General features: G+C 58.9%; 15 protein-coding genes. 2 read left to right on the top strand and 13 right to left on the bottom strand.

Annotation, left to right across the window (positions count from 1 at the left end; translation table 11 throughout):
* Positions 1-84: 84 nt before the first annotated feature.
* A complete protein-coding gene (gene ettA / locus LG373_RS12055) occupies positions 85-1,764 on the bottom strand; it encodes an energy-dependent translational throttle protein EttA (protein ID WP_216528998.1) in 1,680 nt (559 codons plus the stop codon).
* 352 nt (positions 1,765-2,116) lie between these two features.
* On the opposite strand from ettA, the gene LG373_RS12060 reads away from it, so the two are divergent.
* Positions 2,117-3,760, top strand: a complete 1,644-nt coding sequence (locus tag LG373_RS12060; protein WP_225749887.1) for an FAD-binding protein — start codon at positions 2,117-2,119, stop codon at positions 3,758-3,760.
* A 196-nt stretch (positions 3,761-3,956) separates the two neighbouring features.
* Here LG373_RS12060 and LG373_RS12065 read toward each other — a convergent pair whose 3' ends face one another.
* The 10 genes from LG373_RS12065 to argF form a co-directional block, all read right to left on the bottom strand.
* Positions 3,957-5,069, bottom strand: coding sequence for a LuxR C-terminal-related transcriptional regulator (locus LG373_RS12065; RefSeq protein WP_225749888.1), 1,113 nt, complete (start codon positions 5,067-5,069; stop codon positions 3,957-3,959).
* Positions 5,070-5,434: 365 nt separating this feature from the next.
* Positions 5,435-6,175, bottom strand: a complete 741-nt coding sequence (locus LG373_RS12070; RefSeq protein WP_225749889.1) for a TlyA family RNA methyltransferase — start codon at positions 6,173-6,175, stop codon at positions 5,435-5,437.
* Between the two features lie 49 nt (positions 6,176-6,224).
* Positions 6,225-7,304, bottom strand: coding sequence for a GGDEF domain-containing protein (locus tag LG373_RS12075; RefSeq protein WP_225749890.1), 1,080 nt, complete (start codon positions 7,302-7,304; stop codon positions 6,225-6,227).
* A 355-nt stretch (positions 7,305-7,659) separates the two neighbouring features.
* On the bottom strand, positions 7,660-8,709 hold the full coding sequence (locus tag LG373_RS12080; RefSeq protein ID WP_114566457.1) for an aspartate-semialdehyde dehydrogenase: 1,050 nt from the start codon (positions 8,707-8,709) through the stop codon (positions 7,660-7,662).
* Between the two features lie 154 nt (positions 8,710-8,863).
* On the bottom strand, positions 8,864-10,144 hold the full coding sequence (locus LG373_RS12085; protein ID WP_114566456.1) for an aspartate kinase: 1,281 nt from the start codon (positions 10,142-10,144) through the stop codon (positions 8,864-8,866).
* A gap of 719 nt (positions 10,145-10,863) precedes the next feature.
* Positions 10,864-11,817 carry a carbamate kinase gene (gene arcC, locus LG373_RS12090; protein ID WP_225749891.1) on the bottom strand — a complete coding sequence of 318 codons (954 nt, stop codon included), beginning with the start codon at positions 11,815-11,817 and terminating at the stop codon, positions 10,864-10,866.
* A gap of 316 nt (positions 11,818-12,133) precedes the next feature.
* Positions 12,134-13,123 carry an NAD(P)-dependent oxidoreductase gene (locus LG373_RS12095; protein ID WP_114567340.1) on the bottom strand — a complete coding sequence of 330 codons (990 nt, stop codon included), beginning with the start codon at positions 13,121-13,123 and terminating at the stop codon, positions 12,134-12,136.
* Between the two features lie 28 nt (positions 13,124-13,151).
* Positions 13,152-14,009, bottom strand: coding sequence for a dimethylarginine dimethylaminohydrolase family protein (locus LG373_RS12100; protein ID WP_114567341.1), 858 nt, complete (start codon positions 14,007-14,009; stop codon positions 13,152-13,154).
* Positions 14,010-14,088: 79 nt separating this feature from the next.
* Positions 14,089-15,603 (bottom strand): YfcC family protein, encoded by a 1,515-nt coding sequence (locus LG373_RS12105; protein ID WP_225749892.1) that lies wholly within the window; start codon positions 15,601-15,603, stop codon positions 14,089-14,091.
* Between the two features lie 129 nt (positions 15,604-15,732).
* A complete protein-coding gene (argF, locus tag LG373_RS12110) occupies positions 15,733-16,749 on the bottom strand; it encodes an ornithine carbamoyltransferase (protein ID WP_114567343.1) in 1,017 nt (338 codons plus the stop codon).
* Positions 16,750-16,993: 244 nt separating this feature from the next.
* Here argF and LG373_RS12115 point away from each other — a divergent pair, with 244 nt between their 5' ends.
* Positions 16,994-18,433 (top strand): sodium:solute symporter, encoded by a 1,440-nt coding sequence (locus LG373_RS12115; protein ID WP_225749893.1) that lies wholly within the window; start codon positions 16,994-16,996, stop codon positions 18,431-18,433.
* Positions 18,434-18,437: 4 nt separating this feature from the next.
* Here LG373_RS12115 and LG373_RS12120 read toward each other — a convergent pair whose 3' ends face one another.
* Together LG373_RS12120 and LG373_RS12125 are read right to left on the bottom strand one after the other, a co-directional pair.
* Positions 18,438-19,601, bottom strand: a complete 1,164-nt coding sequence (locus LG373_RS12120; protein ID WP_114567345.1) for a helix-turn-helix domain-containing protein — start codon at positions 19,599-19,601, stop codon at positions 18,438-18,440.
* A 212-nt stretch (positions 19,602-19,813) separates the two neighbouring features.
* On the bottom strand, positions 19,814-21,037 hold the full coding sequence (locus tag LG373_RS12125; RefSeq protein WP_114567346.1) for an MFS transporter: 1,224 nt from the start codon (positions 21,035-21,037) through the stop codon (positions 19,814-19,816).
* Positions 21,038-21,091: the final 54 nt, after the last annotated feature.

Here is a 21,091-nt window from a genome sequence, read left to right on the forward strand (position 1 = left end):
CCTGCCGAACGCGCCGGGCGCACCGAAAAGGGGCTGCATCACGTTTGATGCAGCCCCTTCGTTTGAAACCGGTTGGACAATGCGCTAGTCGCGCGTGAGCTTGCGATGGATGCGATGCGGCTTCGCGGCCTCTTCGCCCAAGCGCTCCACCTTGTTCTTCTGGTAGGACTCGAAGTTGCCCTCGAACCAGAACCAGTTGCCAGGATTCTCGTCGGTGCCCTCCCATGCCAGGATGTGCGTGGCAACGCGGTCCAGGAACATGCGGTCGTGGCTGACCACCACGGCGCAACCCGGGAACGCCAACAGCGCCTCTTCCAAGCACTCGAGCGTTTCGACGTCCAGATCGTTGGTCGGCTCGTCCAAAAGCAGCAGGTTGCCGCCCTCTTTCAGCGTGAGCGCCAGGTTCAAGCGGTTGCGCTCGCCGCCGGACAGCACGCCCGTGGGCTTCTGCTGGTCGGAACCCTTGAAGCCGAAGCTGGCCACGTACGCGCGCGTCGGGATTTCGGTCTCGCCCACGCGAATGTAATCGGTGCCGCCGGACACGGCCTCCCACACGTTCGCCTTCGGGTCGAGGCCCGCGCGGTTCTGGTCGACGTAGGAGATCTTCACCGTCTCGCCGATGTCGAGCGAACCCGAAGTTAGCTCCTCCAAGCCCACGATCGCCTTGAACAGCGTGGTTTTGCCCACGCCGTTCGGGCCGATCACGCCCACGATGCCGTTGCGCGGCAGCTCGAAGGACAAGTCGTCGATCAGCACACGGTCCCCGAATGCCTTGTGCAGATGCTCGGCCACGAGCACCTTCGACCCCAGGCGCGGGCCCACGGGAATCTGGATGTCGGTGAAGTCGAGTTTCTTCGATGCGGCAGCTTCAGCGGCCATCTGCTCGTAGCGCTCAAGACGGGCCTTGCTCTTCGCCTGACGAGCCTTCGGGCTGGAACGAACCCATTCGAGCTCGGACTGCAAGCGCTTCGCCATTTTTGCATCGCGCTGGCCCTGGGCCTCCAGGCGCGCGGCCTTCGTCTCCAGGTACGTGGAGTAATTGCCCTTGTACGGGAACAAGCTGCCGCGGTCAACCTCGCAGATCCACTCGGCCACGTTGTCCAGGAAGTAGCGGTCGTGCGTGACGGCCAGAACAGCGCCCTGGTAGTTCTTGAGGAAACGCTCCAGCCACAGCACGGATTCGGCGTCCAAGTGGTTGGTCGGCTCGTCCAAAAGCAACAGGTCGGGAGCCTCGAGCAGCAGGCGGCACAGCGCCACGCGACGGCGCTCGCCGCCGGACAGCACGTTCACCGGCATGTCGGGATCGGGGCACTGCAGCGCGTCCATGGCCTGGGATAGCTGGCTGTCCAGATCCCAGCCGTTCGCCGCATCGATGGCGTCCTGAAGCTCGCCCATCTCCGCCATGAGCGCATCGAAGTCGGCATCGGGCTCGCCCATGAGTTCGCCGATCCTGTTGAAGCGATCGATCTTCGCCTTGACCTCGCCGAACGCCAGCTCGATATTCTCCAGGACGGTCTTGTCCTCATCGAGCGGCGGCTCCTGCTGCAGAATGCCCACCGTGTAACCGGGAGAGAGACGCGCCTCGCCGTTCGAGACCTCCTCAAGACCGGCCATCAGCTTGAGCAGCGTCGACTTGCCCATGCCGTTGGGGCCCACCACGCCAATCTTGGCGCCGGGATAGAACGACAGCGACACGTCGTCCAAGATGACCTTGTCGCCATGCGCCTTGCGCGCCTTGTACATTTGATAAATGAATTCCGCCACGGATGCTCCTTGTTCTCAATTTCGCGCAGGTCGCCGCTCATAGCCGCGCCTGCACAACTGCATCGGCCTATTGTCGCATATTTGGACAAGAAGGGGTCATACGAGGCGTGCTTCCCGAAAACGAGCATCGATCGTAGGGCACTTCACGCACGCAAAACGATTGCACGGTTTTCCTGCACAATTCAAGCAGGTCAACGGCAACGCCGCCGCACCCCCTCGTTTTGCAGGGGAGCCACATTGCCGCGCAAAACACCGCACTTGGGGTGTGCCGCGCAAAAGCCTCTTTTTCTAGGATCTTCTTCAGCACATGCGCAACAGCCGTTGCGTATGAATCGAACCAAGGAGGATTCGCATGGGAGAAACAAGCAGTCTTGCAAACCAGAGTCGTCGCACATTTCTCAAGACCGCAGGCGTGGCGCTTGCAGGCGCCGCAGGCCTTAGCATCGTCGGATGCGCACCGCAGGGAGCATCGAACAGTTCGGATAAGGGCTCGACAGCCAAAGGCTCCGACACAAAATGGGACGAAGAGTTCGACGTAGTGGTTGTTGGCGCTGGATGCGCAGGCCAAGCCGCCGCAATCACGGTTGCCCTCGAAGGAAACGGCGCGACATGCCTACTAGCCGAAAAAGGCACCATGCCGGGCGGCAACAGCCCTTTCTGCAAAGGGACCATCGTTTACACAAACGACGAAAACGCGTTCAACCAGTACATGCTCGAAATGCGCGGCAGCGAAGGAACCACGCCTGACGATGTAATTGCGGCCTATGCCAAGGGGGCTGCCGAAAATTACGACTGGGTATTCAACACTTTGGGAGGAGCGCTGGAAGAAGCGTCCATCATCCCGCCCAGCACAAAGGACGACCCCTTGGCCCCTACGCCCGAATGGCCTGAGTTCGAACACTGCTATTCATTGGGAAAACTCACGATAGCCGGCAAGAAAGACGTTGAAATCAAAGGCGCGAAGCATATTACCAAGCTGCTCGACAGCATCATAACCAGCCATGCTGACGTTATCGAATACCGCACCGAAGCCCCGCTCAGCGAGCTCGTGCAAGACCCGGCCACGAAAGAGATCCTCGGCGCCGTCATTGGTGGCAAAAACGTGAAGGCAAACAAGGGCGTCATCATGTGCACAGGAGGCTTCGAGGCAAACCCCACCATGCGCCAAGACTTCATTGGACAAGGAGCCGCGCACCCCGCCATCGAAGACTTGAACACCGGAGACGGGCATAAGGCGTGCATGAAAATCGGTGCGGATTTTTGGCACATGGAACATGTTGCGGGCTTCTGGATGGCCGGACGGGATTTGGCGAACACGAAGTTCACGAACAACCAGATCATTTCGCCGTGCCCGAAGCAATTCGGCATCACGGTGGGAGCAAACGGACGTCGCTACTATATGGATTGGGATGGCTATAGCAACAAGTCGGATATCGCGTACAGGGACAACGTATCCCTAGCCGTTGGAAGTCGCCATGGCCACATGCAAATCGGCGGCGAATGGCCTCACCTCGCCCAGCCAAGCAAAGCATGGTTCGTATTCGACCAGCAAGGTCTGGAGGCGGGAGCCATACCTGCTTCCACCACGTCCGACCCGGTTGCAGACAAGCTCGCCTATTCCGCAAGCAGCATCGAGGAACTAGCCAACCAGATGGGCGTTCCCGCAAGCGAGTTAAAAACCACGGTAGACCAATGGAACGAATGCTGCACAAACGGCGCCGACATCTTCTTCCATCGACCAGCAAAGACCCTCTCCCCCATCTCCACCCCTCCGTTTTACGCGCAGTTATGCTGTCCCGCATTCCTCAACACCGACGGTGGACCCGTTCGCAATGCCAAAGCAGAAATCCTCGATCCGGATGGAACCCCCATTCCGCACCTGTACTCTGCGGGCGAATTCGGCTCCATTTGGAGCGGCGTGTACCAAGGTGGCGGCAATGTCGCGGAGTGCCTGATCTTCGGGCGCATCGCAGCCCGCTCCGCTATTGCAGGCTGACGACACATCGACAGGCCGCTCAACAAGATTGATCCCTCCAACGAAAGCCCGTGGCATAAGAAACCCCTAAAGTCGTGACCGATTTTATTAAATCTGGTCTAACTTTAGGGGTTCACTTCAAACGCCGGGATTTCACGAGATGCCCGAACATGCGAAACCAGGCGGCAAGAAGCCAGGGACGCAAGGCGCCAATCGGTCATTTTTTCATGAAGTCAATAAGATCCTGCTTCGAATGAACGTCAAGCTTCTGATAGATGTTCTTCACATAGCTACGAACGGTATTATCCGAAAGGTATAATTCCCCGGCGATGTAAGACGAACTGCGCCCCTCCGCAAGAAAGGAAAGGACTTCGATCTCACGCTTGGTCAAGCCGTACTGCTCGCGCACCTGCATCAAGCGATCCGATTCGTCGGGAACGCGCACGTCCCCATTTGCAAGCGCAGAGAATACGGGGCACTCCTCCCGAGTGGACGGAGCTCCCCCATCCAAGCAATCCTCCGCAAACAGCGGCCTTGTCCGCGGAATGGCATCCGTCAGCAGGAAACCCACGCTCATAGCAAGCAGGCAAATCATCCCCGCAATCACCAGCATCTGCTCGAATCCTCCGTGGTTTCCTATCCCCAACATGACCAATCGCCCGCTCTCGCGAAAAAACAGATGAAGGAACCAAAAGAAACCTACGACCAGGTACGGTGGCAAAGCACGATGACGCGCAACATCGTACGAGGTGAACCAAAGAAAGCCCACCTGGAACAAATTCGTGACAGCAATGAGCGTAGCTCCGATTTGACCGGTAAACGGATCAAGCGTGGACAACATGATTACGCCCACCGCGAGAGCGGCAAGCTGCGCCTGCCATAAAACCGAAAATCGCAGGCGTCGGCCTTTGACGAGCGCCCACCACATAACGCCAAGCGCCGCAGCCGTCACACCCACGTGTTGCACTAGCTGAAACGAAGGCGAGAGCTTGATTGATTCCCCGAACGGAAAACCTCGCGACACGCCAAGCACGAAACTGAACAAGGCGATGCCCACAATCAAACGCACGAGAGTTGAACGAGGCTCGTGCGCGTACACGTCATCCGGCGACGGAGTAACGATTCCGCACGCCTCGCGTGCATCAAGCACCTTCTGAGCCTGAAGATACATGACCAGAATGACCACCGGCAAAAGCATGCTTATGAAAAACGCAGTCTTCGCCTCCACGTAGCCTATGAAAATGCCTATGACAGTGGAAATGGCCAACGACCCTAACGCGACCAGCAACGCCTCGCGCAGGCCAAGGCGTACGTAGAAATTGATCCACATGCCGCCGCCCCAAGTCAAACCGATCCCGGAGCAAATCGCCGCAACCAAGGTAAACGGAAGATCGGGCATAAGCGATTGCACGAAAAACAACAAGCTGCCCAACGTCATCAACAAGATCGACGTCCAGCCGAGCATCGTTTGCATTCGATGAGAGAACGGCTTTCGAAGCGCGATTGCTCCCAGCGCCACGATGCACGCGCAGCGCGCAAAGTTGATCTCAACAGTGGTTAACCCGGAATCAACCCAAATGTAGCGAGCATACAAAATGCATTGTATCCAAACGAGTACTAAACTGGTTCCAAAAAACGACGGGGAAAGGCGCTCTTGACATGCGCCCGAAAAGCTTCTCGCAGAGAACAGCTCCGTCATGCACCAGACCCTTCGAATACCGCGCGCACCAAATACTCCACGTTGCCTTCCGGGCCCGTGATGGGAGACTCCACCACGCCCGTCGCGTCGAACCCGGCATCCTCGAGCGCCTCGCGTACCTCGGCCACCGTGCGCTCGCGCACGGCCGCATCGCGCACCACGCCGCCTTCCGTTTCGCCCGCGCGCGACTCGAACTGAGGCTTCACCAAGCCGATGAAGATAGACCCCGGATGCGAAAGCCGCGCGAACACGGGTGCAAGCTGCGCCAACCCGATGAAGCTGAGATCGGCCACTAGCATGTCGAACGGAGCGCCCAGACTGCCCGGATCGGCAAGCTTGATGTTCGTCCGCTCGAACACGCTTACGCGCGGGTCTTGCCTCAGCTTCCAGGCAAGCTGCCCGTAGTTGACGTCCACGCACGCCACAGAGGCCGCGCCCGCCTGCAGCAAGCAATCGCTGAACCCGCCGGTCGACGAGCCGATGTCGATGCAGCGCATGCCGGACGCGCTCTGCCCGAACGCGTCGAGCGCGCCTTGCAGCTTATGCCCGCCGCGCGAAACGAAGCGCTTGCGATTCTTCACCACCACGTCGGCGTCCGGCGAAACCTTCACGGCCGCGCTGGTTGCGTACACGTCGTCCACCTTCACCTCATGCGCCAGCACCGCACGCAACACGGCGTCCGCATGGGGAAAATAGCCCTGCTCCACCAGGAGCGTATCCAATCGAATTTTTTTCATGGGGCACAGTATAAAGCTTCACTCGCAAAGATTGAAACAAAGCGCGGAGTCAGGCAACCTGCCCGGCGCACGCAACCCGATTCTTCCCCTCGCCCTTCGAACGATACAGCGCCTGATCGGCCGCCTGGTACAGCGAAGCGAAATCGGTTCCCGAATCCGGACAGTACGCCACCCCCACGCTCACGCTTGTTCCCGTGGCTTCTTCGTGACCTTTCCGAACGTTCTCCACGAACCGCTGAGCAAGAGCAACCCCTTCCTCCCGCGACGCAAGCTTCGAGAAGAACACGACGAACTCGTCGCCGCCCAGCCGGCACAGCACGTCGCCGGGCCGCAATTCGCGCTCGATCGCCTGCGTGACGCTGAGCAGGACGCCATCGCCCACGCTATGCCCGTGCGTGTCGTTCACCTGCTTGAAGTCGTCAATGTCCACCATGGCAAGCGCCGACAGCACGCCTTCTTCACGAGCCTCGAGCAGCCACTCGATCAGGCTTTCCCCCGAACGACGGTTGAGCACCCCCGTCAGCGAATCGATAGTGCTGAGCTTCTCGAATTCCGCCCTGGTCACCACATCGTTCAGCTTGACCCGCATGAACGCCGCGTTTATCGCAATGCCCATGAAGCAAAACGATACGCTGTTCCTCACATCGGCCAACGCCAATTCCGGGCTTTTGAACATCGTGGCCAAAAAGCAGAACAAAGCCGTTGCGGCTCCGATGAAAAGAGCGATGCGCCACGGCCGATCAAGCACGAACAAAGGCAGCATCACCATGAACATGATGAACGTGATAGCCGCCGATTCGGTATCCCATACGGTTCCCATGAGCATGAACAAAAGCAACATCAGGCCCAAGAACGCGTAGTACGCAACCAGCACGATATCCAGGCGGCGGGCAAGAACGGTTCGCGTGCTCACGCAGCCCACGACGGAAAGCGCCGCAAGCGCATACGCGCCCGCGCCTTTGAATCCGAACGAGGCGTCAATAAGCTCCAGGAGCACGGCGCCGAACGATACGATCAAGCAGCCGAGGCACAAGCCCTTCATCATGGACAGATTCTGCTCACGCACGGCCTCGCGATAGTCCGAGAACTCAGGAGGGTTCACCAATGCCCGCACCCAACCCACCAGCATGGCCCCTCCTTCTTCGCGAATATGTCCGATGCGTTAGCTTACCTTAAAAGATCCGCACGAATCCGAAAGGGCACGTTTGTTTCGGCACCGAAACCAACCACCTGGCGAAATGCAGGAGCGTCCGAACGCAGCGCGGCAAGCGAGCGCAAGTTCATCCCGCGCCGCGTCCTCGATGCGTTGCGCCGAACGCGCCTTCCCGCAAGCGGACAACGGCGAAGCGAGGCGAACGAAGCGAAGGGGCAAGACGAAGGGGCAAGACGAAGAAATGCACCCCTGCCCTACCCCTTTCCCTTCATTTCGCAACGACGGCCGCCCAAGCAGGCGGCCGTCGAATAAGAGCTTTGCCATATGGGCTTTACGGCAGAAGCAGCTGCGCGATCTGCACCGCATTGAGGGCCGCGCCCTTGCGAATCTGATCGGCGACCACCCAGAACGCCAGGCCGTGCTCAACCGTGGGATCCTTGCGCAAGCGGCCAACGTAGGTGTCGTTGGTCCCCGCCAGAAGGCCCGGCATAGGATACGTGTTGGTAGCGCCGTCGTCCATGACGGTGATGCCCTCGAACGCTTCGAGCGCTTCGCGCGCAGCCTCCACGCTCACCTCGTCGGCGAATTCCACGTTCACCGACTCGGCATGGCAGCGCAGCACGGGCACGCGCACGCACGTAGGCGCGACCTTGACGTTTTGGTCGCCCATGATCTTCTGCGTCTCGACGACCATCTTCCACTCTTCCTTGGTGTAGTCATCGTCCATGAACACGTCGATGTGGGGAATGCAGTTGAACGCGATGCGATGCTGAAACACCTCGACCGTCAGATCCTCGGAAGGCGTGCCGCCCAGGAAGTCCTTCGTCTGACTGTACAGCTCCTCCATGGCCGGCGCGCCGCCGCCGCTGGCCGCCTGGTACGTAGACACCACCACGCGCGTGATCGGCGACAGGTCGTACAGGGGCTTGAGCGCCACCACCATCTGGATGGTGGAGCAGTTCGGGTTCGCGATCACGCCGTTGTGCCAAGCCACGTCGGCAGGGTTCACCTCGGGCACCACCAGCGGCACGTCCTCGTCCATGCGAAACGCGCTGGAGTTATCGATCATCACGGCGCCAGCATCCACTACGGCTTGGCGCATTTGCTTGGACATGCCAGCTCCGCAGCTGAACAGCGCGATATCCACGCCCTGGAACGACTCGGGAGTCATCTCCTGCACGATCAGGTCGCCCGCCGGCACCTGTCCGCAGCCCAAGAACGGCAAAGCCTTGCCTGCCGAACGGGCGGACGCCAACGCGCGCACTTCGCTCGCGGGAAAGTCCAGGTCATGCAGCACCTGCAAGAACTCGGCGCCCACGGCGCCCGTTGCTCCTGCAATAGCCACCACCGGGTTCGCCGGTATTTCCTTCGTCCAAGCCATCGGTAATCTCCCTTTCCCCTTGTTTCCAGGTTGACGTTCAGGTTGCATGCGTGTCTCTGCCGTTTGCGCGCGCCGCCCAGGTTGAAGCGGGGCTCCAGGTTGGCGCAGTCAGTCAGCGAGAGGGGTTGCGTCGTTCTGCCGAACGACGCAACCTTTATCGACCCTTGTTCATCTTCGCAGCGATTTCTTCGGCGCTCAGCTGCGTTTCCTCGAACACGCTATCGGAATCCAGGTCAAACGCCGTATGCAGGCAGCGCACGGCCTGCGCGGTCTGCGCGCCGTCCACCACCACGGACAAGCGGATAGGCGATGTGGAAATGGCCAGGATGTTGATCTGGTTCTCGCCAAGCGTTTGGAACGCCTTTGCGGCCACGCCGGGCGACGACTTCATGCCCGTTCCCACCAAGCTCACCTTCGCAATATCCTCGTCAACATCGTACTCACGCGCGTTGATATCCGGCAGGATGCGCTCCACCGTTTCGCACGCACGCTGCTGATCGGCGCCCGGACACGTAAAGCTGATGTCGGTGATGCCGTCAAGCGAGATGTTCTGGATGATCATGTCCACGCTCACGTTGTTGCCCGCCAGCGCCGAGAACACCTTCGCAGCCACGCCGGTCATATCGGGCACGCCGCGAATCGTGAATTTCACCTCGGACGTGTCGTGAGCTACGCCGGTGATGACGGCTTCCTCCATCATGTCGGTATCCTCCTTGATATAGGTGCCTTCGGCATCAGAGAACGCCGAACGGGAATGAATGACCACCTGGTATTTGCGCGCGAACTCCACGGCGCGCATCTGCAGCACGCCCGCGCCCGAGCTGGAAAGCTCCAGCATGTCGTCGTAGCTGATAACGTCGAGCTTCTGCGCGCGCGGGCACACGCGCGGGTCAGCCGTGTACACGCCGTCCACGTCCGAATAGATCTCGCACACATCGGCCCCGAGGCCGTGCGCCACCGCCACCGCCGTGGTGTCCGACCCACCGCGGCCGAGCGTGGTAATGTCGCCGTTCGCGTCGATGCCCTGGAATCCGGCCACCACCGCGATCATGCCGTTGCGAACCGCATCCATGATGCGCTCGTTGTGCACCTTCACGATTTTGGCCTTTGCGTGCGTTCCGTCCGTCTCGATGCCGGCCTGGCGTCCGGTGAAGCTCATGGCCTTGTAGCCGCGCGCCTCGATGGCCATGGCCAGAAGCGTCATGGAAACCTGCTCTCCCGTGGACAGCAGGCGATCCATCTCGCGAGCAGGCGGATTGTCGTTGAGCGAGGCGGCTAAGCCTACCAGCTCGTCGGTCGTCTTGCCCATAGCGGACACAACGGCCACGACGTCATGCCCTGCCTGCTTCTTCGCGATGAGCTTTTTCGCAACCATCTGGATGCGCTCAGGCGAAGCGACGGACGTGCCCCCGAATTTGCATACGATTAACGACATGGTGTTCTTTCTCGTTGCGATGGTCCAATCGGCTCATCACTATACCAAACAACCCGAGGTTGCGCCTGCGGAAAGCCCGCCGCCTGGCATCATTTTCACCGCGAAAGCGCGGCACCGAACCACCGCAGATACGCACGCGGCCGTATCGAAGGCGGTTTTGCGCGAAATGGAGGTCGCCGCGATCAACTATGCTGTCGTTGGGGGTTTCGGTTGCCGAGCCGGAGCTTGGCAAGTCTTTCGAACATGGCAGCCTACATCAAGCCTGGTCGGGTTGATGCTTCCGCTCTCGCCCGACACCTTGCAAGCGCGCCCGTCCCCACAAGAAACCCCGGGAGCCGGGGGCCGCCGCTTGGAAAACCTGGGCGCGAATCGGTACCTGCGACAATTCGAGTCGCGCCCAAAATTCCAAGGGGAGCAAGCCTCGAGGAGTTGCGCACGAAAAACCGCCCTCGCTGGCGGTTTTTGACGGTTTGAGGTCGTCGAGAGGAGCTCTGCTTATCTCACTGCTTTGCGCGCTTTTTATTTTGCCTGGTCAGAACATTGTGACGTCGGATGGGACTCCTAAGGACGCTCACGGCGCCAGACCAAACGACCCCAAACCGTCAAAAGCTGCCAGCGGCAGGGGTTTTTCGCGCGCGCAAGCGCCCACGCACGGGGTGCACGAGCGCCCCGCCCCTCCGACTTGGAAGGGAGCGGGGCGCTGCACGATGCGGCGGGAACTACGCCGTGATGATGGTGCCGGTCTTGCCCTCGAGGCCCGCGGCGGCGCACTCGAGGCTGGTGATGAGGGCCTTGCCCTCGGGGTAGGCGCGCACGTACTCGATGCAGGCCTCGACCTTCGGCAGCATGGAGCCGGGGGCGAACTGGCCCTGGGCGATGTACTCCTCGGCCTGGGCGATCGTCATGGTGGAGATCTCCTCCTGCTCCGGCTTGCCGAAGTTGATGCAGACCTTCTCCACGGCCGTGAGGATCACCAGCATGTCGGCGCCGAAGTCGGCGGCCAGCTTGGCGCTGGAGCGGTCCTTGTCGATGACCGCGGGGACGCCCTCGTACAGGCCCTCCTTCTCGAACACCGGCACTCCGCCGCCGCCCGTGGACACCACGATGTAGCCCGCGTCCATGAGGTCCTTGACCGCGTCGAACTCGACGATGCGGACCGGCTTCGGGGAGGCGACGACCTGGCGCCAGCCGCGGCCCGCGTCCTCCTTGTAGGTCCAGCCGGTCTCGGCGGCCTTGGCCTTGGCCTCCTCCTCGGAGAGGAAGGCGCCGACGGGCTTGGTGGGGTTCTGGAACGCCGGGTCGGCGGGGTCGACCACGGTCTGCGTCACGACGCAGGCCGTCGAGCGGTCGATGCCGCGCAGCTTCATGTCGTTGAGGATGGCCTGGGACAGCTGGTAGCCGATGTAGCCCTGGCTCATGGCGCCGGCCTCGGGGAAGGGCATCTCCGGGGTCTTGCCGTCGTTGGCGCTCGCGTAGGCGAACGCGTTGTTGATCATGCCGATCTGCGGGCCGTTGCCGTGGGACACGATGACGTTGGTGCCCTCCTCGACCATGTCGACGATGTTCTTGGCGGTGTCCTTGACCAGCTGGAGCTGCTCCTGGGGCGTGTTGCCCAGGGCGTTGCCGCCCAGCGCGATGACAACGGACTTGCCGTCACCCTTCTGATAAGGCATAGCTTCTCTCTTTCTTTCGATAACGAAAACACAGGCCGACAGCCGAAAGAGCTCGGCATCGAAAGCATACGAACCGCAGCGTCCCATGAAAAGACATAAAGGGGTTTATGCAAGCGAACAGCGGCAGCAAGCCGAGCGCTCCTGCCCGTAAACCGAATTAAACCTCGCAGGTGAAACGCCGGTTTTCGGCAAGACCGGCCGCCTCCTACCCCTCTTTCGGCATTCGATTCGATGCATGCACACATCTCCCTCGGCAGATCCGTCCGGATGCGATCGGATCTTCATTCTCGATCGCATCCGGGAAATCAGAAGCCGGCTACACTTGATTGACTAGTTTGAAAACCTTCTCTTTTTCCCCTCTGAGAAAATGAACGATGTTCTCGCAGCTCAAACGCTCAAGATCTTCAATAGCCGTGGTTGAATAGAACGCAGAATGCGGCGTGATGACAACGTTGTCTCGACCAACCAGCTTATTGGATGCCAAATCGGGCGTTTCGTCATACAGAACGTCGGCACCGAACGCGCGTACTCGTCCTTCATCAAGAGCCTCGACAAGAGCGTCTTCGTCCACGCACAAACCGCGGCCAAGATTGATGAACAAAGGCTTGCGAACCATGCGGGCAAACGCCGCAGCATCGAAATAGCGCTCGTTGTCGTCGGTCAAGCACATGTGGTTCACGATAATGTCAGACTCCGCAAGTAGTTCGTTCTTGTCGACCTGCGTCACCCCTCGCTCAACAAAATCCGCATTGGGCGCATAAGGATCGCATGCGATTATCCTTTTCACCAGTCCCGATGCCTTCTCGGCCGTGCATTTCCCTATTTTTCCAAACCCAACGATGCCAAGCACCTGATCCTCGAGACGAGGCCACTGAGGCGCTGCCGCATAATCCCATTTATGACGTTCGTCAATTTCCTTTTGGTAGAACTTGAAGTGCTTGTTGAGCGCACTCATGTAAGCGATGGCGCTCTCCGAAACGTCCCATGTACAATACTCGCCCACAGGGCACACTCCAATGCCGCGCTTGGTCGCCTCGTCCAAATCAACTTGATCGAACCCCGTCGAATTCAACGACACCACCTTGAGTCGAGAAGCATGATCCATGGCCTCGGCATCCACCGGAACGAATGCCGTAAGCAGCGCGTCAGCATCAGCTAAATGCTCGTAGAATTCGCCACGCTTGCCGTCTTCGTACTCGTACACCTCAACATCTACATCAGAGCCAAGACCCGTCTTCAGCGTTTCAATCTCCAAGGTATGATCAGGCATCATGCAATCTGGATGATCGCAAATCAGAACTTTCATAAATGCTCCGCCTTCCTGAACGACGCCATTACGGACGCTCGATGGGCTGCGTGAGGCAGTGGGGGCCGCCACCCGCATGGAGGATCTGGTCGAGCGGCACGTCGATCACGTCCAGGCCCAATACGCGCATCTTGTCGTTGATATGCTTGTTCTTCTCGATGGCGATGACCTTGCCGTCGCCGATGCACTGCACGTTGCAGCCGTGCTTGTACATGTCCTCGCTAGCCACGGGGATCAGCTCGAAGTTGCGGCGCTTGAGCATCTGCAAGAAGTTGTAGGGAAGCTGGTCGATGCAGGCCAGCGCCACCTGTGGGGCCACGATGTTGAAGATCATATCGAGGTGCAGGTTGTCCGGCGGACACGGCACGCCCACTACGGTGTAGCCAAGCTTCTGCAGTTGATCGCGCAGATTATCGACGCCAGCCTGGTCAGTGCGGTCCACCTGGCCCCACGCCAGCGTGTGCTCGTCGATCATCCAGAAGTCGCCGCCCTCCATGCAGCCCGCGTTCACGCGCGCCACGATGGGAACACCCATCTCCTTGAGCTTGTTCTCGTACGCCACGGCCTCGACCTGGCGAACCGGATGACGGAAGTGGCCGATCACAGCGCCTTCCTTGATCATGCAGCCGTAGTCGCGGGCGAACGTCATCACCTCGAACTCGGGACGCGCTTCCACTTCCACGACCTCGATGCCGTTGGCTTTGTAGGCATCCACGAGCATCTGCCACTCGGCCACCATGACGTCGTTCTTCTCTTGGTCGCCCTTCTTCATCCACTCGGCGGTGATCACATTGATGCCGTTGAACTGGTAGTAGCGCGGCGAGCACATCATCACTTTCTTTAGGGGATTCGTCGCATTGGACACGTACACTTTCTCTTCAGCCATGGGAGGCTCCTTTCGTTGGTATGTTCGCGAAGATCGTCTGGGAACCGGAGCACGCGAGGTGCCCCGAGAAAGCGGAGGATTACAACATCACGGCCACAGTAAGGAACACGCAGCACACGAAGAACAGGAAGCCCACGATGGGCGCGGCTTTCTTCACCCAATCGCCGTAGCTCATATGGGCGGCCGAAGTGCAGGTCATCACCACGATCGAAGTAGGCGAGATCATCTTGGCCAAACCGAGCGCCATGCAGTAGATGGTCACCATGATGGCCACGTCCACGCCGGCGAACTGCGAGAGCGCCGCCATGATGCCCATGGTCGCAGCCGCCAAACCCGTTGACGACGGGATGAGGCATGCGATGAGAAAGTAGCAAATCAGCGCTACGATCACGAACGCAACGGGAGGCAGGGCCGACAGCGTGTTCTCGCACATGTGCAGGATGGTGGGCGTGATCTGGCCGCCGTCCATCACCACCTGGATGCCTCGCGCCAGCGGCACGACGAACGCGGTGGAAACCAGACCGGCAGCACCCTTGATCAGCGTGTCGATGATCTTGTCGGCTTTGTAGCGCATGACGATGCCGGCGAGCAGCGTCATCACCATCACGAGCATGGCGATCTCGGGGAAGTACCACGAACCGAACGGCGTGATATCGCTTCCTAGCACCTCGCGCAGCACCGGCGTGACCCCGATCCACGCGACGAACTGCTCGAAGAACGTCCAATCCGGGTTGATGGACGTCCACGGCACGCACCCTACTACCATGACGGCGAACGTGAGGACAAAGATGGCCAGCACGCCTTTCTGACGGCCCGACAGATCCAAGTTCTCGTTGGTAGAAACCGGGAACTCGATGAGGTCGAGCTTCCGGCGGAAGAACTGGACCGATTTCTCAGGGTGCGCCTTCACTTTGTCGGCATAGCGGTTGATAATGAGGATTACAAGCGCAGTAAACACTACGAGCATCAGCACGCGCATGCCCATGCCGTCGCCGGCCGAGATACCCGCGATGCCCGACGCTATACCCGTAGCGAACGGGTTCACCGTCGAGGCCAAACAGCCGGCTTGCGTGCCCAGCACCACGATCATGATGGCCACTACGGTGTCGAGCCCGAGCGCCAGGATCACCGGCACGAACATGAGGAAGTACACGATGCCTTCCTCGTAGGCACCTTCCAAGGTACCGAGGAACGACATAAGGCACACGAGGATACCGATGAGCAGGTGCATGTTGTTCTGGTTCTTCATGGTGATGCGCTTGAGTGCCGTCTTCACCGCACCGGTCTCCTCCATCATCTCGAGGAAGCTGCCGAACAAGAGGATGGTGAGCGAGATGGCGATGGCGCCGCTGATGGCACCCGAACCCAGCATGCCCGTGATGGGCGCCATGAGCACGTCCCACAATCCCTGGGGGTTCGACTCGACGATGTGGTATGTCCCCGAAATAGCATCGCCGTTGGCGTTCAGTTCGTACGCGCCGCCCGGCACGAACCAACTGAGCACGGCGATAAAGCAGATGACCCCGAACAAGATGACGTACGTGTTCGGCATCTTGAATTTCTTCTTGCCCTTCGCGGGCTCATTGTCTGACATGGAAGCTCCTATCTTCGACGTTTCCGGCGTATCAGGGCGCAGCCCCAAGGGTGCCGCCGAAGCGAATCCTTGCAGGCCGCGCTGCCGTGGGGCCCTGCGCAGAACCCCACGGCGTGCCGGGATGCCGTATTAGACGCGGGGAATGTACAGGTCGCCCAGAGTTGCCGCCATGATGGCCTTGATGGTATGCATGCGATTCTCGGCCTGCTGGAACTGGCGTCCATGATCGGAATAGAACACCTCGTCGGTAACTTCCATTTCTTTGACGCCGAAGCGCTCGGCTATATCGGCAGCGTATTCGGTATCGGCGTTGTGGAAGGCCGGCAAGCAATGCAGAAAAATGTAGTCGGGATTCTTCACGTGCGACAACAGGCTGGCATTCACCTGGTAGGGAGACATGAGCTTCACGCGCTCGGCGAACTGAGACTCTTCGCCCATGGCCGCCCACACGTTCGTGTAGATGGCATCCGCGTTCTCCACGGCCTCAATCGGGTCATTCGTTACGGTGATGGTGGCCCCGCTTTCGGCAGCGAAAGCCCGGGCCAATTCAACGATGGCCGGGTCGGGTTCGAGCTCGGCCGGCGTGGCATTATAATAATTCACACCCAAGATAGCACTTGTGATCATAAGGGAGTTCTGCACGTTATTGCGCCCTTGGCCGCAGTAGGCCAGCGTAAGACCCTCCAACTTGCCGAAGTTTTCCTTCATAGTCATGAAGTCAGCCAGCATCTGCGTGGGGTGCTCTTTGTCGGTGAGGCCATTCCATACCGGCACGCCGCTGTACTTTGCAAGGTCTTCGACATGCTCCTGCGCGAACCCGCGAAACTCGATGCCGTCGAACATGCTGCCCAGTACGAGCGCGGTGTCGCGCACCGTTTCCTTCTTGCCCAGCTGAATATCGTTCTTTCCCAGATATTCAGGGTGCGCACCCAAGTCGATACACGCAGTAGTGAACGCAGCGCGAGTGCGGGTGGATGTCTTCTCGAACAGAAGCGCAATGTTCTTGCCCGCCAGATAATGATGCTCGACATTGCGCTGCTTCAAATCCTTGAGATGCTCGGCGAATCCGATGAGATACATCAGCTCGTCTTTCGTGTAGTCCCTCGTGGAGAGGAGGCTGCGTCCTTGGAATACCGACTTAGTCATGTAGTGCTCCTTTCGTTGGATGCCTCTGCGTCCCAATCCCCGACGGACGTCGCACCCGATTGGCACGACCCCTCCTGGCAGGCCAGGTACTGCATGCATCATACGAAGCGGTGGAGCAACCTCCCACTGGACGAAAGGACAAAACTGGAACCAACTGCTTTGTTCGCCTGAACAAACAATTCTGAACAGCAAAAATCTAGGATGGGGTACAAGGCGGGTTCTTCCAAAGAAGCGGAGGTCGCACATGGCTCTTTCGTCTATCGACTACGTCATCATCGCGCTGTACTTTGTCGCCATCGTGACCATCGGCTTCGTAGCCGCACGATTCACGAAAACCCAAGAAGATTATCTGGTTGCAGGCAGACGACTATCGTTTCCCCTGTTTTTTGGATGCATGGCGGCGCTTACGTTAGGAGGCGGATCCACTATCGGCAGCGCCCAACTGGGCTACCAGTTCGGATTCGGCGGCATATGGCTCAACCTGAGCATTGGATTCGGATTGATCGTCGCAGGCTTTCTCGTAACAAGCAAGCTGTCAAAATTACGTGCGCTCAGCGTGAACGAAGTAGTGGAAAGCAGCTACGGGCCCACAGCCCGCGTATTCAGCTCCGTCCTCACCCTTATATACACGCTCACCCTCAGCGTAGTCCAAGTCATATCCATAGGCACGATCATCAACGGAACCATTGGGCTCGATCCTACGTTGTCGATGGCGCTAGGCGGCGGCATCGTAATACTGTACACATTCGTAGGAGGAATGTGGTCGGTCACCATGACCGATATCGTGCAGTTCGTTGTGAAGACCATTGGCATTCTCATCCTTGCACCTCTTTTCTGCATCTCAGCCGCCGGAGGCTGGGATGCGCTGGTAAGCAAGGTGCCCGAAGCGTACCTTTCAGTGGGAAGCATGGGGTTCGACAAAAGCTTCTCCTATATCGTGTTATACGTTCCCGGGCTTATCATCGGCCAAGACATCTGGCAACGCATATTCACTGCAAAAGACGAAAAAGTATCGAAGCGGGGCACAATCGGAGCCGGCCTTTACAGCATCATGTACGCGTTCGCCACGGTGATCGTCGGCATGAGCGTAGCAGTACTTCTGCCCCATCTGGACAATCCGCAGAACGCATTCGTAACCGGAATTTCCACATTTCTGCCCGTAGGGATCCGCGGACTTGTTTTGGCAGCTGCCATGGCCGCCACGATGTCGGTTTCTAGCGGCACGATCCTCGCATCGTCCACTATCCTGTACAACGACCTGTACGTACGCTTCGGCGGAAAGCGATCCCGTCATCTGCGGGAAGTTACGGCAACTCGCCTATCCGCCCTCATCATAGGCATCATCGTAATGATCTGCTCCCTATGGATAAACGATGTTCTCGTTGGAATCGATATCTGCTACGGATACCTATCGGGATGCGTGTTCGTGCCTCTCGTGGCAAGCTTCGTATTGAAGCGATTCAGCCCGAGGGCAGGTCTATACGCATTGGGGGTAAGCTCGGTCGCAGTTACCGTGAGCTTCCTGACGGTGGGAACGGCAAGCTCCATTCCCATTGTAGCCGGAATGGGGTCGGGCCTGATTGTTTACACAATCGCCAACGCCGTCAGCAAGAAAAAAATCCCCTCCCCATTGCACGAAAGACTTCCCGAAAACATCAAGAACGGCGCCGACCGACTAAAATAAGAAATCAAACAGAATCTCTTTCGGGAAGAAACACAAGATCGAGCAAACCGACGAACGCTTTATCGTCCTCATGAGGAATCCCCAGCACAGCTTTCATTTTCCGCATGCGGTAACGTATCGTATTGGGATGCTGGTGCAGTTCCTCCGCTATCGTCTTGACATCTCCATGCCGCATCACCAACGCTTCGGCCGTGTGAACAAGCTCAGTTCCGTGCTTCTTATCGTAATCGGAAAGCATGGCTCGATACAACGCGCTTGCGCTCATAAACAAACGATCGTAGCGCACGGCATGAGCAAACGCTGCGACATGCAGCTCCGACCAGCGAATCAGATGCTGGCCGCAGCGACGTGCGCTATCCGCAGCTGCGAGCGCTTGACGGATGCCAACATCCCCGTCGCCCAAATGAACCGCTTCGCCTACGCCAACATGCAACCCCTCTTCCAGTCCGGTCATTGAAAGACATCGCTTTTCGGCGGCCAACCGCTCCTCGTCGCCCACGAAACCGTAGGATACGAAAGCAAGAATATGATCGTGGTAGCGACATGCGCCCACAGATTCCACTGCATAGCATTCCGCTTTCACCGCGTCCAGCGACGAGGACACCGAGTCGAGCATGGCGTAAAACGAGCAGGTGTCACCCGCACGCAGGGCAAAAGCGAAGCACTGAAGCATAGAGCCGGTCGTGCCGACGATAGCGCTCAACCTTGTACGGATGCGATCGTCATCGTGGGCCGCAAGCAGCTCATCCAAAGCCCTTCCCTTGTCCAGCTCCGCCCGATCCCTTCGAATCAGGTCAAGCGATTGGTACGCCACCGTCTCATGGTAGGCACCATCGTACAAATAGACGGGGACGCCGCGCTCCTCGCTCTCCTTGCGGACAGCGTCGCTGATGGGAGGGTCGTACACTGTCTTGATCGCAATAGCGGCAACATCTCTGCGCAGCATAGCCAAGAGCGATTTTTCTGCAAGCTCAGGATTGCCATATGCGAAACCAAGATTCGTGAGGATGAGTTCTCCCGGAACGTAAACCCTGTAGTCGTTGTAATCGGGAGGGCAGTCCAGAATGCCGACATTGCGAACCTCCCGCTGCTGGGACCCTTCACAAGGCGCAATCAGATCTACGCTCTTGAACGCTGGCAACGCAACGATGTCCGCAACGGTAACCAAGAATCCTCCGCCTCACCCGCACGAGAAGTGACTATCAAGAAGATACGATGGCTCGCATGATACCGCATCGCGAAGAGTAAGCCTCGATGGCAAAACGAGTTTAACGAAAATTGCCTATACCGTCTGACAAGCAGGAAAATCAACGCGCACAGTGATAACCGCATGCGAGAAAACAAGGACTCGAGCGAAGCGACCGCCTTTTCAGCCGCCTCCTACCCCTCTTTCGGCATCCTCCACAACAGGACGAAGCCCACGATGAACAAGACCGCCACGGACAGCACGCCTACCGACGAATTCCCGGTCATCTGCGTGAACACGCTCACCAGCAGCGTGCCCATAACAGCAGCGTACTTGCCGAAAATATCGAAGAAGCCGTAATACTCGTTCGCATGCTCCTTCGGTATGAGCTTGCCAAACTCAGAGCGGGACAGCGCCTGGATGCCACCCTGGAACAGACCCACGCACACGGCCAGAATCCAGAACTGCAGCGCCTCGCGCAGGAAGAACGCGGCGAACAGCGTGATGCAGAAGTACGCGAACACGGCGACCAGCAGCATGCGCTTCGTTCCGAACTTCGTGGAAAGCCGCCCGTAGGCGATGGCCGACGGAAACGCCACGAACTGCGTCAGCAGCAGCGCAAGCACCAAATGCGTAGAGTCGATTCCCAGGTCGGTACCGTAGCTGGTCGACATCTTGATGATGGTATGCACGCCGTCGATGTAGAAGAAGAACGCCAGCATGAAGTACCGCAGGCGCCGGTCGCGCACGATGTTCTTGAGCGTTTTCCACAACCCCGAGAACGTATCCCGGAACACGCGCTTCGCACGCTCCTTGTAGTGCGTCTGATGCACGTCGCGCACCAACGGAACACTGAACGCAACCCACCAAGCCGCCGTAATGACGAAGGCGATCTTCATGCCCGTCATCATGTCGATCCCTATGAACGATCCGCCCAGCACTACCGCCAAGCATGCAATGAACGGAATGCACGAACCGATGTAGCCCCAAGCGTAGCCCTGCGACGACACCTCGTCGTAGCGCTCTTCGGTGGTAGCGTCCACCAAAAACGCGTCGTAGAACACCATCGACCCGTTCACCATAATGGATGCCGCCACGTACACGATCAAAAACGGAAGCGCCTCGGTGGGAATACCCAACGCCGCGCACGCCACGGCGCCCGTGCCCACGAAGCCGATGAAGAACTTCTTCTTGTTGCCCTTGAGGTCGGCCAAGCTGCCCAGGATGGGCATGAGCAGCGCCAGCAGCAGCGCCGCCACGGTTTCCGCATAGCCCCATGCCACGACCACCGACGAGCCCGGCTCGGCAAGCGTTGCGAAGTACACGGGAATGAGCGCCGTCGACAGCATGATGAACGCTGAATTTCCCACGTCGTAGAGAATCCAGCTTCGCTCTTGCTTGGTCAGCTTTCCGAACATGCAGCGCCCCCCTGTAAGGTTTTCCACAAGTGAAAAACCGACGGTTAACAAGTA

Origin of the sequence: Paraeggerthella sp. Marseille-Q4926 (assembly GCF_916618935.1) — a bacterium.
In the GTDB taxonomy this organism is placed as follows: Bacteria; Actinomycetota; Coriobacteriia; order Coriobacteriales; family Eggerthellaceae; genus Paraeggerthella; species Paraeggerthella hominis.